General features: G+C 44.1%; 15 protein-coding genes. 5 read left to right on the top strand and 10 right to left on the bottom strand.

The features are described 5' to 3' along the window. Positions 1-17: 17 nt before the first annotated feature. A complete protein-coding gene (thiM, locus tag WA352_RS10730) occupies positions 18-833 on the top strand; it encodes a hydroxyethylthiazole kinase (RefSeq protein ID WP_336142606.1) in 816 nt (271 codons plus the stop codon). A 110-nt stretch (positions 834-943) separates the two neighbouring features. Here the strand turns inward: thiM and WA352_RS10725 are convergent, their stop codons facing one another. From WA352_RS10725 to WA352_RS10715, 3 genes are read right to left on the bottom strand one after another with little or no spacing between them, the layout of a single operon-like run. Beyond that, on the bottom strand, positions 944-2119 hold the full coding sequence (locus WA352_RS10725; protein ID WP_336142604.1) for a cyanate transporter: 1176 nt from the start codon (positions 2117-2119) through the stop codon (positions 944-946). A gap of 19 nt (positions 2120-2138) precedes the next feature. After that, on the bottom strand, positions 2139-2600 hold the full coding sequence (locus WA352_RS10720) for a nucleoside deaminase (protein WP_336142602.1): 462 nt from the start codon (positions 2598-2600) through the stop codon (positions 2139-2141). Position 2601: 1 nt separating this feature from the next. After that, complete coding sequence (locus tag WA352_RS10715) at positions 2602-3288, bottom strand: ankyrin repeat domain-containing protein (protein ID WP_336142601.1); 687 nt, start codon at positions 3286-3288, stop codon at positions 2602-2604. A 169-nt stretch (positions 3289-3457) separates the two neighbouring features. Here WA352_RS10715 and WA352_RS10710 point away from each other — a divergent pair, with 169 nt between their 5' ends. The 3 genes from WA352_RS10710 to WA352_RS10700 all read left to right on the top strand — a co-directional run bounded on the left by WA352_RS10710 (position 3458) and on the right by WA352_RS10700 (position 6281). Continuing rightward, positions 3458-4315: a LysR family transcriptional regulator gene (locus WA352_RS10710; protein WP_336142600.1), complete on the top strand. Its 858-nt coding sequence runs from the start codon at positions 3458-3460 to the stop codon at positions 4313-4315. A gap of 183 nt (positions 4316-4498) precedes the next feature. Further along, entirely contained in the window at positions 4499-5362 is an 864-nt protein-coding gene (locus WA352_RS10705; protein WP_336142598.1) for an alpha/beta fold hydrolase, read from the top strand. Beyond that, the gene (locus tag WA352_RS10700; RefSeq protein ID WP_336142596.1) at positions 5352-6281 is read left to right on the top strand and encodes a metal-dependent hydrolase; all 930 of its coding nucleotides are present in this window, start codon (positions 5352-5354) and stop codon (positions 6279-6281) included. Before WA352_RS10705 ends, WA352_RS10700 begins: the two co-directional genes overlap by 11 nt. A gap of 100 nt (positions 6282-6381) precedes the next feature. Here WA352_RS10700 and WA352_RS10695 read toward each other — a convergent pair whose 3' ends face one another. Continuing rightward, entirely contained in the window at positions 6382-7863 is a 1482-nt protein-coding gene (locus WA352_RS10695; RefSeq protein ID WP_336142594.1) for a flavin-containing monooxygenase, read from the bottom strand. Positions 7864-8207: 344 nt separating this feature from the next. Between WA352_RS10695 and WA352_RS10690 the strand changes: the two genes are divergently transcribed. Next, positions 8208-9203 carry an AraC family transcriptional regulator gene (locus tag WA352_RS10690; RefSeq protein WP_336142592.1) on the top strand — a complete coding sequence of 332 codons (996 nt, stop codon included), beginning with the start codon at positions 8208-8210 and terminating at the stop codon, positions 9201-9203. A 67-nt stretch (positions 9204-9270) separates the two neighbouring features. Here the strand turns inward: WA352_RS10690 and WA352_RS10685 are convergent, their stop codons facing one another. The 6 genes from WA352_RS10685 to WA352_RS10660 all read right to left on the bottom strand — a co-directional run bounded on the left by WA352_RS10685 (position 9271) and on the right by WA352_RS10660 (position 16204). Next, entirely contained in the window at positions 9271-10464 is a 1194-nt protein-coding gene (locus WA352_RS10685; protein WP_336142590.1) for a hypothetical protein, read from the bottom strand. Positions 10465-10612: 148 nt separating this feature from the next. Then, positions 10613-12253 (bottom strand): thiamine pyrophosphate-binding protein, encoded by a 1641-nt coding sequence (locus tag WA352_RS10680; RefSeq protein WP_336142589.1) that lies wholly within the window; start codon positions 12251-12253, stop codon positions 10613-10615. Positions 12254-12291: 38 nt separating this feature from the next. Then, on the bottom strand, positions 12292-13758 hold the full coding sequence (locus WA352_RS10675) for an aldehyde dehydrogenase (RefSeq protein WP_336142587.1): 1467 nt from the start codon (positions 13756-13758) through the stop codon (positions 12292-12294). 12 nt (positions 13759-13770) lie between these two features. After that, the gene (locus WA352_RS10670) at positions 13771-14562 is read right to left on the bottom strand and encodes an aspartate dehydrogenase (protein ID WP_336142586.1); all 792 of its coding nucleotides are present in this window, start codon (positions 14560-14562) and stop codon (positions 13771-13773) included. A gap of 9 nt (positions 14563-14571) precedes the next feature. Beyond that, on the bottom strand, positions 14572-15366 hold the full coding sequence (locus tag WA352_RS10665; RefSeq protein ID WP_336142584.1) for an SDR family oxidoreductase: 795 nt from the start codon (positions 15364-15366) through the stop codon (positions 14572-14574). Between the two features lie 22 nt (positions 15367-15388). Then, positions 15389-16204, bottom strand: coding sequence for an alpha/beta fold hydrolase (locus WA352_RS10660; protein WP_336142581.1), 816 nt, complete (start codon positions 16202-16204; stop codon positions 15389-15391). Between the last annotated feature and the right edge of the window lie 23 nt (positions 16205-16227).

Below are 16227 nucleotides of genomic sequence, written 5' to 3'. Positions count from 1 at the left end.
TTTATTCTGGATATCTCATGTCACAAAAACAACAACTCATTGATCAAGTTATCGATGCTTGGCGTGCATTACAGCAACAAACACCTTTAGTGCAATGTATGACCAATAGCGTTGCCAATAATTATGTGGCGAATATCTTGCTTGCAGCAGGTGCCTCACCTGCCATGATTGATAATCCTTTTGAAGCCGAAGATTTCACCAAAATCAGTGCTGCCTTAAGTATCAATGTCGGAACACCAACCACAGAACAAACCCAAGCCATGTTGATTTCAGCTCAAACTGCGCAACAACATCAGGTGCCGTGGGTACTTGATCCAGTTGGCTATGGGGCAGTGTTAAAGTGGCGCAGTGAAACAGTCGATCAACTGTTAAGGTTCCAGCCGAGTATCATTCGTGGCAATGCCTCTGAAATCAGTATCTTAGCAGGTAGTCAGATTCAGTCTAAAGGCGTGGATAGTACTTTGAATAGCCATGATGTCTATGCGCAGGCAAAAAGCCTATTGCAGCATACTGAGTGTGTTGCAATTTCAGGTGAGTCAGACTTCATAATCTCTAAACAACTCGATGCTGTGATTCAAGTCAATGGTGGCTGTTATTTACAACCTAAAATTACCGCAACAGGATGTGCCTTAGGTGCGTTAACGGCAGCCTATCATGCCGTCAGTAATCCAACCATTGCTGCACTTGCCTCGCATATCCATTTCGCCATTGCAGGTAAATTGGCTTATGAACATGCACAAACGGTAGGCAGTTTTAATGTGGCATTTTTGGATTATGTGCATATGCTAGATGACAATTTAATTCAGCAATATGTTGATATTGAAATCATTTAAGTTTTTATGCAGTAAAAATTCTATACTTATGTTTCATACAAAACACATCAAAAGATGTGTTTTGTATGATCAAGCTCAATTACAGCAATATGCTGATTTGCTTTGCTCATCTAAAAATCGATCACTTTCTCATAATGTGCTGGATTAAGTCGAATCATCAATCCTGCAACAATCACCACCATACATAAATGCCAGATCCAACCGGCTGCATAAGTTCCCGTTATGTCATGCAATACTGCAACCCACCAAGGGGCAATAGCAGCCAGTAAAAATCCTCCACCTTGCATCAAGGCTGAAAGTTGTCCCGCATGGGTAGGATCAGGCAAATGATCGAGTACCACAATCATCAACAAAGCAAAGCATCCGCCTAAACCCGCTCCTACGGTGATTGCCCAAAGGTAAGGCCAAACATCTGCAAAAAAAGCCAAGCCTGAAAAGCCAATCAGTTGCAAGATTAAAGTTAATCCCACCCAAATTCGACGATCTCGCTGTTTTCGGGATAAATACGGTAACAGCAATGCTGCCCCTGCTTGACTTAGGGTTAGTACAGCCATCAGATTGCCACTGGCTGTTGCGGCCCAACCTTGTGCTTGAAAAGCAGGCGCAAGCCAAGCCACAATCGAGCTATAGCCGCCATTGATTAAACCAAAACAGCAGATCAGCAACCATGTTCTTGGCTGATTGAGCAACCGCATCACCGAAGGCATTTTTTTATGCTGCTGTGCGGTCTGAGTCAACACACACCTTGCAAAGATCAACGCCAGCAATGCAGGCAATACAAAAACAGCCAGCCCAATTTTCCAGTCACCACTGCTGTTTGTCACCACAGGTGCAAGCAATGCCCCAAGCGCTCCACCCCCCATTAACGTGGCTGAATAAAGCCCCATCATTGGACTCAGATGTTCATGGAACTCTCTTTTAATCAGACTGGGAAAAGCTGCTTGGATCATGGCAACGCCAAAGCCAATCACGGCAGCGGTAAAGATTAAAGCCCAGCCATGTACCGTAAAAAAGCGTAAACCACAGCCCACGCAGATCATCAGCAATGCGCTAACAATCGCACGACGTTCACCAAACAGGTTTTGCAGAGCTGGGCCAACAAAGGCAATCAGTCCCATCAACAACATCGGTACTAGGGTTAATAGCGCAATGCCTTGTAGGCTCAAACCGGTAGTGGCACGAATCTGATTGGCAACCGGCCCGACACTGGTCATAAATGGCCGAAGATTCAATCCAACCAAAGCAACAGTGATGATCAACAATGATCGATGCTTGATCACGCTCATAGTCTTAACCGTATATCAATCATGAGATAGATTTCCAATAGCCATACAAATCAGGCTTGGCTTCCATTCTTATAGGAACATAGCGGATCATCATAGACTGCTCAGCAAAGGGTTTTGCCAAATCCGCATAAATTGCCGCTGTTGATAAGCCATATGCCTCGGCATCATCATTGGAATGTGCATACGTTACACGGTTAATCCCTGCCATACGCATGGCTGCCATACACATTGGACAAGGCTGCCCGCTGGCATATACAGCACAGCCTTCTAAATTAGCTGTTCCCAATTGTTGGCTGGCGGCACGTATTGCCAACAGTTCTGCGTGCGCGGTTGGATCATTGCTTTTCAGTATTTCATTTACACCTGACGCAATCACTTGGCCATCTTTCACCAAGACCGCACCAAAGGGGCGTCCACCTTGCTCGCAGTTTTGATACGCCAGTTCAATCGCCTGACGCAAAAAATCATGATCCTGCTGCATTTTAATGCTCCAATAACGTTGCTTTTGCGCCTGCACGCAATAAAGCTTTTTCAATAGCGGTATACCCACGTGCATGGGCATGCTCAAGCGGCGTAATTCCATCGCCATCAGCAATATTGACATTGGCTCCTGCTACGATGAGTAAATCGACAATCTGTTGATAAGGCTGAGTGCCATTACCTAAAATGATCGCTTCCAATAACGCCGTCCAGCCTAAGTTATTGATGTGATCGACATCCACACCTGCCTCAATCAGTGTCCGTACAGTATCGACATGACCTCGTTCAGCTGCAGGAATCAAGGCTGTGCCACCATAGCGGTTGGTACTTTTCAAATCCGCACCGTGCTTTAAGGTTAGTTTTAATATTTTCAAATAGCCACGTGCGCCCGCATAAAGATAAGGACTGTCCTGAATCCGATCTTTGGCATTAACATCAGCCCCTGCATCGATCAGAACTTGTGCAGCATCGGCATTATTGGCACGTGTTGCAATCATTAAAGCGGTTGAGCCTGATGCATCACGTGCATCAATCTGAATCGGTTGAGCAAGCAACTGCTGGATTTGTGCGACATTATTGCGTGCAGCCGCAGTATGTAAGGCGTCGTCTGGCATAGCATCTCCTGAAGTTGCGTGGCTACATGCGGTCAAAGCCAGCGCACATACAGCCGACAGAAATGATTTGTGCATAAAGCCCTCCATGAATCAGCCCAAGTTAGTGAATCAAAAATAAGATCTATGCTTAGGATAATCAGCTTTATTACTATTTAAAAATTAAATTATTTAATCCAATATATTAAGATTATGAATACAAAATTCAAAGCTCCATTTTCAACACTGGTCTTCCGAGTAACTCGCTATGTTTGATCCACGCTTGCTCCGCGCCTTTGTCAATATCTTTGAAGCTGGTAGCTTTACCTTGGCTGCCGAGCGCTTACATATGACTCAATCTACGGTCAGCCAACAACTGGCCCGACTAGAGGAATCTGTGGGCAAGAGCTTGATTGATCGCAATAGTCGTCCCTTACAACTCACAAGCTCAGGTGAATATTTGATTAGCTATGCACGGCGAATTTTAGCTCTGCAACAAGAAGCCCAGATGATTTTGGGTGATCCATCAGGCACGATTCCCATTCGAATTGGTTTGCCTGAAGATATTATGAATAGCGATATGGCTTTGGCCTTAAGTGCCTTTAGCAAACAATACCGTACAGTTCGGCTAGATGTGACTGCTGGACTCAGTCGTGATCTCATGGAACGTTACCGCAATGGGCAACTTGATATTGTGATCGTCAAAGAAACAGCAGCCAGTTCAGATCATCACGCCAGCTTCCCCGAGGAAATGGCCTGGTTTGAAAGTATCGATCATGGTGGAGAATGGTCTGATCCCCTGCCATTGGTGACTTTCCCACAAGGTGGACTCTATCGAGATGAGATGTTTGAAGCGATTGAACGTAACCGCCAACATGGCTATATCGCCTTTACCAGCAACAGTTTGGCCAGTGTATTGGTCGGGGTTGAAACAGGTCTCGGTTTATCACTTTTGCCAGTCGCCACCACCACAGGTCATCGGGTACGGGAATATCTACCCTTGGGTAAGGCGCAAGCCATGACCGTTTCCATCTATGCTTGGGATAAAGAAGGACTGGTCGCCAATCTATTGCAGCAGATGACCACGGTGCTGCAACATCGTTTTGAACAAAGTAAAGCCGAATGATTGAACGGCAATACTCCCTTTAACCCTCGAATTAAGCGTCTTTAAGTGCCAAGTCATATGCTGCATGTGCCAAAAATATATGGCATGGCACAAGAAGTTAAATTCCATGCTCTACTGTCAAGACTGTACCTACAGCGCTGATTACTATCGATTGAAATCAACCTCTTTGATAAGTAGCTCAGCATGGCAAAACAGACAGAAAAACGATACAGCCAGTATTGTCGTAATAATCTGATTTTTAATGTGATTGATTCGGGTCCAATTGATGGAAAACCGGTTATTCTTTTGCATGGTTTTCCTGAAACTGCACATAGTTGGCAAGCCACCAGTACGATTCTCAATCAGCAGAACTTTCGAACCTTTGCCATTGAACAACGTGGCTACAGCTTAGCAGCATCTCCCCAAGGTCGTTTTCAGTATGCAATTACAGAGTTAGTTGCAGATGTAAAAAGCTTGATTGATCTGCTTGGACAACCCGTATATGTGATAGGTCATGATTGGGGCTCCATTGTGGCCTGTGAATTGGCCCAGCAATACCCCAATCTAGTCAAGCATCTCACGTTGGTCTCGGTTCCACATACAGGTGCATTCCTGAAATCCATGCTCAGCAGTACGCAAATTTTCACCTCGTACTATATTGGTTTTTTCCAGCTGCCCTTGATTCCTGAACTGCTCTTTAAAAGAGCCAAATCACTCAGTCATATATTGCTAAAAAACTCAGGCATGAATGCTGAACAAATCAAGGACTTCCAACAACATTTCATTCAAGAAAATCGGATCAGCACCGCCATTAACTGGTATCGCAGTATGCCATTGGCTCCAATTCGCTCGACCTTTAAAAAAGTAAAAGTACCCACCCTGTTTATCTGGGGAAATCAGGATATTGCGATTGGCAAGAAAAGTGCCCAGCTCAACAAACAGTTTTTTACTGGCGTATATCAAGAGATTTATCTGGATGCCACACATTGGATTCCTGTCCAGAATGCCGAGCAACTGAGCCAGTCTTTTATCAATGCCGTAAATGGAGGAGAAGCAAATGCATCCTAAACAACGACTGGAAAATCATTATCTTGAGCAACGCCGTGTGCAATTTGATTTTAGCCATACGCCTGAACACTGGATTTATGACAACCCCTTTGCAACCCATTTAATCAATGCCGTGCATTTGATTTTACCTGTGGGTGAACTCTGGATGTGTCGCTCTTTTAATGAAGCACTGCCTTATGTCACGGACGAAAAGCTGCGTGCCGATGTAAAAGGATTTGTCCACCAAGAAGCCCATCATGCCTCTGCCCACAAAGTCGCACAAGACTATTTAAGACATTATGGCTATGAGATTGATGACTTTATTGCTAGCTTAGATACCATATCAAAGCAACTGAATACAGCCCCTTTAGGCTTGGCATTACCACAAAATCTGGCTTATCGTTGGTTAACCATTCGCGTGGGTATTGCCGCTGCGGTTGAACACTTCACCACCATGTTAGGCACATGGTGCCTCGATGACCAACCGTGGCAAAATAAAACTGCTGACCAAATGATGTCTGATCTGATGACATGGCATTTGGCAGAAGAAGTTGAGCATCGAAGTGTGGCTTTTGATCTGTATATGCATTTATGCGGTGAGGAAAATAAAACCTTTGCCTACTTACAACGCCAAATGATTATGCTGGCGGTTGCGCCAGGATTTACCTTTGCCATCTATCAATGCTTTAAGAAACTAGCGCAACAAGACCAGAATGCCCATCCTTATAAAAACTACGGACTGATTCGAGCGTTAAGGCACACAGCGATTGAAAACGCCCGCAGCAAACAAGTACCCAGTTTTTTCGCGATGATTTCTAGCTTAAGACATTGGGTTAAACCCAACTATCACCCATTTTATGAAGGTGATACCAACAAAGCCTTACAGGTGTTAAACCACTCTCCTGCTGTTAAAGCCTTAACCAAACTTCGTGCCTGCTAATATCTGACACTTTCCTCTTTTAGGCACATGATGTGCCTTTTTTTATTTTTAATTAAAAGTAGACATAAAAAAGCCTTATGGATATAAGGCTTTTAAGGTTTTAACGGTGGAAGCTATAACTATAGCTATCGAATTCCGCCATATCGTTTTTCATATATTGCATGGTCCATGGATAATTCGCCACATTCACTTGCTGCGCATCCAAATAATAACTTGCACATCCGCCTTGCTTAAACACCGAAGCATTCAACTTATTTTGCAACTTTTGATTATATTGAGTATCGGCAAAAGTAGAAATTTCAAAGCTGCTTAAATGATGGTCCAATACAAAACGTATCGCTTTCACTGCATAATCAATCTGGTTTTCAACGGCGCTGATTAAGGAGTTATAGCTAATACTATTGGGGCCGAGCAACATAAAGGCATTGGGCAGGTCTTTCACCACACAACCTTTATAGGCTTGTACTGTATTGATTTCCCAAACATCATCCAGCAACACACCCGTTTTGGTCATAATCCGTTTGGCAATGGGTGGTTTGGCCACCTCAAAACCTGTACTCCAAACAATAATGTCCAAAGGAATTTCTTGACCATCGACAAGGATACCTTTTGCAGTAACTTCCTTCACGCCCTGATCAATCAGTTCCACATTTTTGGCTGCCAATGCAGGATAATAAGTATTTGAAAATAAAATCCGTTTGCAGCCCAGCGTAAATTTGGGTCTGACTTTCTCTCGTAATGCTGGATCTTGAATCTGGTAATGCATCCAGTGAATCAAGCCCTTCCCTAAAGCCTCCAAGGTTTTTGGTTGATTAACACTGGAACTGAACATATCCATGGACACACTGGTCAATTTGCGTAGCGAGTGCATGGTAAAGGGCACTTTTTGCTGAACATTTTTAGATGCATCATGCAGCACCAAATTCGGTTTCGGAATCACCCACGGTGCAGTGCGTTGAAACACATAAAGCTGCTTCACAATCGGTTGAATCGCAGGAATAATCTGTATCGCCGACGCCCCCGTTCCAATCACGGCGACGCGTTTATGGCTTAAATCCACTGCATGATTCCATTGCGCAGAATGGAAAACTTCCCCTTTAAAACGATTTAAACCTTTCACCGTCGGTATTGTCGGTTCACTCAACGGACCCACCGCAAAAAATACAAAGCGTGCCTGATAGATGCCTTGATTGGTCATAATTTGCCAACACTGCTGCTCACTCGACCACGAGGCTTGCTGCAATTCGGTATTAAACAGAATATGCTGATCCATCTTAAAGCGGCTGGTGACGTCCTGAATATATTGCTGGATCTCTTTTTGTTTCGCGAAAATATGACTCCAGTTCGGATTCGGTGCGAATGAATAGGAATAAATTGAAGATGGCACATCACACTCACAGCCCGGATAGGTATTTTCCCGCCAGACCCCACCGACTTCATTTGATTTTTCCAGAATAATAAAGTTATTGATATTTTGCTGTTTCAGCTTAATTCCAGCGGCAATTCCAGAAAAACCAGCTCCGATTATCACCACATCAAACTGATGATTATTTACGACCACATCCTGCTTTAAATCTGACATTTTCCACTCCCAAATATAAAAATCCTGTCAGTTCAACCCATTCATAAATCAACAAATTTATGAACAGCGCTATCTGTGGAAAATAGTTTGATTGTGCAATAAAGACTTGACCGTCAATGCCAGATTAAAATAATCAAAGTCAAATGCATAAAGCATTAAAATAAATCAAATCTAATTGATGATTCATTCGACAGTTTGGGTACTAAATACTGCTATTCTGTCCTTTGATGATAAATAGGCTTGGATTTGAATCCGTTAAGATAAATACCGCAATCAGTGAGGATGATTGGCTGATTGATCGGGATAGAGTTAAAGGATGTGACTTCAAAACGAGCAGTGTAACTATGACTGAAATTCCAAGTATTCCATCGGTTCTGTTAGAGCTCATTACAAAGTATTTACAACAAAACAATATTTCAAATTTGCAGTTAGATGAGCTCAGTAAACAGTATGCACATCAGGCCCGAATGCCATTGCATAAATGGTGGAATTTACTCGAACAGATTTATCAACAACACCCCACCCCTGTGCTGGGACATTTTATTGGTGAGTTGGCCGAACCGCATCATATTCATATTTTAGGTTACTTGGCGCTTTCTAGTCCGAATCTGATTGGCTTTCTGAATTGTTTCAAAAACTTCCAGCCACTATTGCAGAACTCAGCCTCATTCTCCATTGTGCAAAAGGAAGATCGCTTTTGTATGTGCTGGACGCCTGTGGTGCATAAGAACTCTCAACTCTCCAATGAGGTTCTTCTTTCAGGCGTGTTGAGTACCATCCGTAAGATCTTGCAACAACCTGAGATTTGTCCCTTAAAAATCGAATTTTCCGCCACCGCACCTGTTGATATCACCCCTTATGCCGAGGTATATGGCTGTCCCGTCAGTTTCAATTCAGATGTATTAAGACTATGGTTGCCGCTTGAAATTCTGCATCTGCCGATCCCAAGTCGTGATCCACATTTAAAAAAACTGTTAGACCAACAAGCAGAAGCCCTGCTCAAAAGTATTCCCAATCCAGATACCTTCTTGAAGGACTTGCAGTTGCTGATTGTAAATATGCTTAAAATCGGCGAACCTTCGGCGGAAAATATTGCCAAACAAATGAACCTGTCGCTAAGAAGCTTTTATCGTAAACTCAGTGGCTATAATTTACAGTACAGTGATCTGGTCAAAAGCATTCGCTTAGAACTGGCAAAAACCTACCTGACCAAGTCAGCACTCTCACTCACAGAAATCGCATTATTGCTGGGTTATGCCGAACAAAGTGCCTTTAGCCGTGCCTTTAAACAATGGGAGAATATCTCTCCGTCTGAATATCGAAAAAATCACCTTGCTTAAAACCTCTCAAAATAAAAAGAGTGAATCATAGAGATGACTCACTCTAACCACTGATTCATCGGAAGGTTTAGAAACTAAAGCCAATATTGAGATTGATGCGGTATAACCACTGGTCGCTATACGGCGAAACAGTGGAACTAAAACCCGTGGCATTGGAAGCCCCACCAATAATATTGGCATTTTTACCCCAAGTATAATCTGCCCACACCATAAACGGCGAAGCAATAAACATCATCCCTGTGGTATTCATTTGTGAAGCCGACCAGTCATCACGTTTCTTGTCCATATAACTATAATCATTATAGAAACGGATGGCTTTGAGTTTGCCCATATCCTGTACAGGCAAGGTATAAGCTAAGTTTAAACTGGCTACTGTGGCTTCTGAGGCAATGAAATAGGCAGGGGTAAAGCCATTATTACCCATCAAAGTCACATCATTACTCACCCCATCTGGATTTTTGGCATCATATTGATAATGAATCACAGAGCTTTGTAAATTAAAGCGTTTGTAATTATTATCGCTATGTAATCCGACCGCATAATACTGACCATTTTTATCGGTAGTTTTATTATGCAATTGCGCAATAGCACCTGACACACCAAACTCTTGCTTACCGAATTCGGTTTCTAGCTTGCGTACAATACGTGTATTCAATTGATGGCGCTTTTCATTTTGATAGGCTTTTTGGGTTGGAAAGGCATTCTCGGCCAAATCATCATAGGTGGCACTTTCAGGTGAATAACGCAGACTGGTATCCAACATTTGTGGATAATAGCCCAGTTTGATATCCCAATCCTTGTTATTAAAATTCCAGTTCAAACCCGGTGCAATGTTGTTGCCGTAGCCCAAGAAAAATGGAATATGATAGGTCCAGCCATTTTGCGGATAAGGATAAATTGCAAAAGGTTTATACACCAGCCCGGCTTCGATACTGTTATTTTGATCAAGCTTATAGCCAACATAAGCTTTCTCAATCGAGCGTTTCTCTTGATCTTGGAATAAATAACTGGCATTGAAATAGGCATCGTCAAATTTACCTTTTAGGTCAACCCTGAAAATATCAAAATATAGCTTACCAAAACCGCCATTGGGCCCCTCCCAATTTTCATAACGTTGGTTGAGTCGAACCACACCACCGACTTGTACTGAATCCGTTCCGTCTTCACTTTTCCATTCTAGCGCTGAGCTTTGTGCAAAAACATGGGATGTGGTCCCCAAATAAATTGCAGCAAATAGCATGGCTATAGAGGTCTTTTTCATCTCTTGATTCCTTGGTTTTTGTTCCAACGATCCTGTTGGTGTTGTTTTTGTTTTACCTATAAAACATAGTTTTTATCGTTTTATGAGCAAAAAAATTTGCCCATAAAACGGTCTTCACATCAGCACAGGCTGCCAATGCTCAGTGGGATTAGTACAATTTTTTCTGTGGTGGACCAGCAAAGTTCAATGGCCCAATTGAATGCATGTCTAGCTCAATCACGCTTGGCCCTTGGAAAGCAACAGCTTCCTGAATCACTGTCTTGAATTCATCCGCGCTGCCTACTTTCCAGCTCTTCACCCCCATGGCTTCGCCTAAAACTTTATAGTCTGGGGTATGCAATTCATTGAAATACTGGCGACCACCGAAGTAATTCTTCTGGATACCACGCATCACGCCATAGCCACCGTCATTCATGATCATCAGCACCATATTGGTATTTTCTTGCGCCATGGTTGCGATTTCACCAATGCCTAGCATCAAACCGCCATCACCGACCAAGCCAATCACTTTCTTGTCAGGATTGGCAATCGACGCACCAATTGCCGTTGCCAGACCTAGACCAATGGCACCTGCTAAAGAGTGAATATTTTGATTCGGTGCCTGTACTGGGAATAAACGACTACCCCAAGTACTGCCTGACATGGTGATGTCACGTACGAAAATACCGTCTTGTGGTAATTCGGCGCGTAGGTGATCACAGATTAAAGCGTATTGGTCTAACTGAGTACGTAGTGCATCGATTGCCGCCTGTTTAGCCTTCACCACAGCTGCATCATATTCCGCATCGACTTTTGAGATACCTTTCAAACCCGTCAATACACGCTGCAATACATCTTTGGCGTCGCCACAGATGAAGTTACGCACTTTGTAATTACGCTGTTGTGCCACAGGATTGGCATCAATCTGGATAATATTGTCAGGGAACTGCACTGAATAGGTTTTGGTTTCATTACTACGTAAACGCGAACCCACCACTACCAATAGATCAGCATCTTTAAGCAACTGCTCAACGCCAGCCGAGTTATGGAATGCGCCTAGGCTACGCGGATGATCATCGGCCAACACGCCACGCGCATGTGTTGATGACACCACAGGAATCCCGAGATCAGCAATGGCTTTGACTTCCGCAACGCTATTCAACGTACCACCACCGATCCAGAACACTGGGCGTTTGGCTTTTTTCAGTTCTTCAACGATTAAGTCGACTTCGATCTGTTCAGCCTGTGGCAATTCAAGGGCTTTTACTGGCCCCAAGTTCAGCGGCAAATCGATTTCTGCTGCTTGCACATCAATCGGTAACTCAACGCTCACAGGTCCCATTGGTACTGTCGTTGCCACACGAATTGCTTCACGGATCACACCCACCGCATTGTCAGGGCTGGTGATACGAAAAGCAGCTTTGCTTGATGCACGTAAGAAAGTCAGCTGATCTTTGGTTTCATGAATAAAGCTGGCATCACGATCCAAATATTCACGCTCAACTTGCCCGGTTAAATGCAATACAGGACTGCCTGCATTCATCGCTTCGATCAGTGAACCGACTGCATTGCCTGCACCTGCGCCCGTACTGGTGAGTGCCACACCGAGTCCTTTAAAACGAGAGTGACCATCTGCCATCGTGACTGCGCCTGCTTCACCGCGAGCCGCTACAAAACGGATTTTTTCACGGCGACCAACTGCATCGGCAATTGGCAAGTTATGGATCGAGATCACACCATAAATACTGTCTACTTGATGTGCCTCTAAAACACGGGCGATGGCTTCGCCGACATTTACACGTTCTGTCATTTGTATATTCCTCAAAAACTGTTCATTCCATGAATGTATTAATTCGCCCAAGGATTTGGCTGCTCGCTTAATCCCATATAGATGCTTTTTTGTTGCATGTAAGACAAAATGCCTAAACGACCTTTTTCACGCCCGATACCACTTTCTTTAAAGCCACCAAATGGCGCTGAAATCGAGAATTTTTTATAGGTATTGATCCAGACCGTACCGACCTCTAAAGCACGCGCAATTTGCCAGGCCTTACGATAGTTTTCAGTCCAGATGCCTGCGGCAAGACCAAAACAACTGTCATTGGCTTGTGCAAGCAAATCTTGTTCATCGTCATATTTCATCACCACCAGTACAGGGCCAAAAATCTCTTCTTGACAGGTTTGTGCTGAATTGCTTAAACCAGTAATAATGGTTGGCAAGTAATAGCTACCTTTGGCAAACTCGCCTTCGGTTAGGGCATGACCGCCTATAAGGACTTGCCCACCTTCTTGTTTCGCGAGCTGTACATAGTCATCGACAGAAGCCAAATGCTTCGGGTTAATCAAAGACCCAAGATGTACGCCTGCGGTTTCAGGATGTCCAACACGTAAGCCTTTGGTGATTTCAACCAGACGACTTAGGAATTGATCATAGATGCTGCTGTGTACAAACAGGCGCGAACCTGCAATACAGGCTTGTCCAGCCGAACTGAAAATACCGTAAGCCACACCTTTTGCAGCCAATTCAATATCTGCATCTGGCAATACAATCGTTGGTGATTTTCCACCCAGTTCCAAAGAGGTTGTGATCAGTTTATCGGCTGCTAAATGTGCCAGATGACGACCCGTGGTGGTTCCACCCGTAAATGAAATCTTACGCACTAAAGGATGCTTTACGATTGCATCACCAATCACAGAACCGCGTCCAACCAATACACTGAGTAAACCTTTCGGCAAACCCGCTTCTTCAAAGATTTTAGCTAACTCCAATGCAATCAAAGAAGTCACTTCCGCCGGTTTTAGAATCACCGCATTACCACCGGCAAGTGCAGGTGCCAATTTCTGTACTTCACTGGCAATCGGCGAGTTCCATGGCGTAATTGCAGCCACCACACCCACTGGTTCGTGCACACTCATGGTCATAAAATCTGCGGCACGTTGCGTGGTCAGTTCATCATTCAAGGTTTCACAGGCTGCGGCCACATAACGTGCTGTTGCTGCCGCACTCAAGGTCAAGGCACGGGTTTCAGCCAATGGCTTGCCATTATCACGAGTTTGCAACTTTGAAAGCTCATCTACACGCGCTTCAATAATGTCGGCCACTTTATATAAAATACGGGCACGTTCATGCGGCATGCTGTTGCGCCACTCGGATTTACGCCAAGCCGCATCTGCCTTTTCGATGGCTTCATTGACATCTTCCAGACTCGCTGTTGAAATTTCAGCATTCACCGATTGATCTGCTGGAAATAAACTTTGAATCGTAGCGCCTTTACCTAATCGCCATTCACCTGCGATATAAATTTCCTTTACCATGATCAAATCCTTTTAAATCTGAATTGCTTCAACACTATTGCGGCAAGCACGAATCACACTTAGTGCAGCTAAGGTTGAGGTTTTTGGATTACTCGCCAATGGCACACCCACTAATTCAATAGTCATTTCACCAAACACACCTTCTGCCACGATGGTGTGTTTGTTTTTGTTGATATTTGGATCAACCGTCAGCTCAACCATAGTGTCATCCATACCCAGTCCTGCCAGGGCAATCGTGGCTGCCACATTGGCATTGGCTGGAAACTTCAAAGCTGCTTCTCTGGCTGTACCACGGAAAAAAACCGTTGCTTCACTGACCTGATCGAGATCGACCAATTGTTCCGCATAACTGCCACGCCAACTTTTCGGACTTTTGCAGCCCTTATAAGTGACCTTTTCCAGACCTCCTTCTTTGGCTGCTGAGATACCATCAATTCCTGCAATCGCACCTGCTAATAAATGCAGATGCGCATCATGTTGTTCCGCGGTTGCTTTCAGTTGAATTAAAAATTCGTTATCTGCCAAAGTACCCACAGAGATCAGGCCAATGGTCCAGCCTTTTTCCAGAACTTTTTGCGCATGTTCTTTCACCGCAGCTTGGCCTGCCACTTCAATCACGTAGTCAGGTGTCCCCTGACATTCATCAATTGAAGAAATCACCTGTACATCAGCTGCAACCTGTGCCTGTACTTTTTCGACACTGCGTGCAGGGACCACAATCCATTTAAGTTGCAGGTCTTGAGGCATGTGGGCATACACTTCTGCCGCCATCGCACCGAAACCAATCATCATCAACTGTTTCATGTGAACACCTTATAAATGTTTGTTAAATCCACCAGAGACATCGAGTGTCGAACCTGTGGTATAGGATGCTAAAGGTGATGCCAAGAACACCAAGGCACGTGCTGGCTCTTCTGGCTTACCTAGACGTTGCATTGGAATGCCACGATTCTTGGCAATATTGCCTGTCCACTGTTCCCAAGTCGCATTGGGATCAGAACGGGTTTCAAAACGGCGTTTCCATTGTGCTGATTCCACCATGCCCAAAAGAATTGAATTGACACGAACACCGTACTGGGTAAATTCATGTGCCAATGAATGGGTTAGATTTAGCAATGCTGCACGGGCAGATGAAGTCGCAATCATGTGCGGCTCAGGTTGCAGTGCCAGCAGAGAATTGACATTGGTAATCGACCCGCATGCCGAATGTTTTAAATCATTTAAAAATACCCGTACTGGATGTAATACACTGAAATACTTCAGTTCAATTTCTTTCATCCAGTCTTCATCTTGGGTATTTTCAAAATTAGACACACGTCCCTGACCTGCGTTATTGATTAGCATGTCGACATTGCCCAGATTTTGGTTTACCTGTTGTGCAAAACGTTTGACATCTTCTTTATCCAAGACATTGCAAATACTGGTGAAGATATTGGCATGCGGATATTTTTCTAAAATATACAGTTTTGATGAAGCTAGGCGTTGCTCATCTCGACCACACCATGCCACCTTGGCACCTTCTGCAACTAAAATTTCGACTGCAGCCAAACCAATGCCTGACGAGCCACCCGTTACAACTGCTACTTTTCCTTCAACTTGGAAGCTCATATCCATATCTCTCGTTTAAGTCTTAATGTGCCGATAAAACAATGTCGTTAAACTGTTCAGGTTGATCGACATAACTCAGATGACCTGCATCTGTAATGAGATGACATCGGCTCAATTGCATTTCTACAGCAAGTTCCTTGATCGCTTGTGCAGGTGTAATTCCATCCTTGTCACCCGCAATCACTACACAAGGAACTGTAAGTTGTGTTAAATAATTTCGAATTTCGTCATAGGCCAACAAATAAGATGCTCGGGTAAAACCGTCTAAGGTCAGTTGCCCCATCACCTCACTGACCAAAGCCAATGCCTGAGGGTCTTGTTTATAAATCAAATGCGGTCCACGACTGGCAGCCATGCCTGCATTGCCCAAATTTTTCAACATATCTGGGCGTTTTTGATAGACCTGTACTTTGGTGTCTTCATCGGAACGTTGATAACCTTGTGCTGCATTGGCAAGCACTAAAGTCAGTACCCGTTCAGGATAAAGATAGGCAAACGCACTGGCTTGCAAAGCACCTAATGAATGACCAATTACAACGGCTTTTTGAATGTTCAACACATCCATCAAGCCCAATACTCGCTCCGCATAATCGGCTGCATTGGGTTGAACTGTGTTTAAACCATCGGATAAGCCATAGCCCGGCGCATCCCAGGCAATGACATGAAAGTACTGACTAAGTGTCTCTAGCTGATTGACCCAAGAGGCTGAACCTGAGCTAATCCCATGCAGTAAAATCAGCGGCTGACCTTGGCCTGCCTCACGATAAGCTTGCACCTGACCATCTACTGCAACGGTTTTGACTGGGTATTTCGCTAAGTTCTCAATCAGTGTCATCATCTCATTCCTTTTATTTGGCTCTA

The sequence above is a fragment of the Acinetobacter sp. 102 genome (assembly GCF_037028485.1).
GTDB classification, from domain to species: domain Bacteria; phylum Pseudomonadota; class Gammaproteobacteria; order Pseudomonadales; family Moraxellaceae; genus Acinetobacter; species Acinetobacter higginsii.
This window is presented reverse-complemented; position numbering and strand designations above follow the sequence as displayed.

Coding starts and splice junctions, on each gene's coding strand:
- WA352_RS10680 (WP_336142589.1), bottom strand. CDS start 12,253: ATGACAGAACGTGTAAATGTCGGCGAAGCCATCGCCCGTGTTTTAGAG.
- WA352_RS10700 (WP_336142596.1), top strand. CDS start 5,352: ATGCATCCTAAACAACGACTGGAAAATCATTATCTTGAGCAACGCCGT.
- WA352_RS10705 (WP_336142598.1), top strand. CDS start 4,499: ATGGCAAAACAGACAGAAAAACGATACAGCCAGTATTGTCGTAATAAT.
- WA352_RS10665 (WP_336142584.1), bottom strand. CDS start 15,366: ATGAGCTTCCAAGTTGAAGGAAAAGTAGCAGTTGTAACGGGTGGCTCG.
- WA352_RS10695 (WP_336142594.1), bottom strand. CDS start 7,863: ATGTCAGATTTAAAGCAGGATGTGGTCGTAAATAATCATCAGTTTGAT.
- WA352_RS10715 (WP_336142601.1), bottom strand. CDS start 3,288: ATGCACAAATCATTTCTGTCGGCTGTATGTGCGCTGGCTTTGACCGCA.
- WA352_RS10720 (WP_336142602.1), bottom strand. CDS start 2,600: ATGCAGCAGGATCATGATTTTTTGCGTCAGGCGATTGAACTGGCGTAT.
- thiM (WP_336142606.1), top strand. CDS start 18: ATGTCACAAAAACAACAACTCATTGATCAAGTTATCGATGCTTGGCGT.
- WA352_RS10670 (WP_336142586.1), bottom strand. CDS start 14,562: ATGAAACAGTTGATGATGATTGGTTTCGGTGCGATGGCGGCAGAAGTG.
- WA352_RS10660 (WP_336142581.1), bottom strand. CDS start 16,204: ATGATGACACTGATTGAGAACTTAGCGAAATACCCAGTCAAAACCGTT.
- WA352_RS10685 (WP_336142590.1), bottom strand. CDS start 10,464: ATGAAAAAGACCTCTATAGCCATGCTATTTGCTGCAATTTATTTGGGG.
- WA352_RS10690 (WP_336142592.1), top strand. CDS start 8,208: ATGACTGAAATTCCAAGTATTCCATCGGTTCTGTTAGAGCTCATTACA.
- WA352_RS10725 (WP_336142604.1), bottom strand. CDS start 2,119: ATGAGCGTGATCAAGCATCGATCATTGTTGATCATCACTGTTGCTTTG.
- WA352_RS10710 (WP_336142600.1), top strand. CDS start 3,458: ATGTTTGATCCACGCTTGCTCCGCGCCTTTGTCAATATCTTTGAAGCT.
- WA352_RS10675 (WP_336142587.1), bottom strand. CDS start 13,758: ATGGTAAAGGAAATTTATATCGCAGGTGAATGGCGATTAGGTAAAGGC.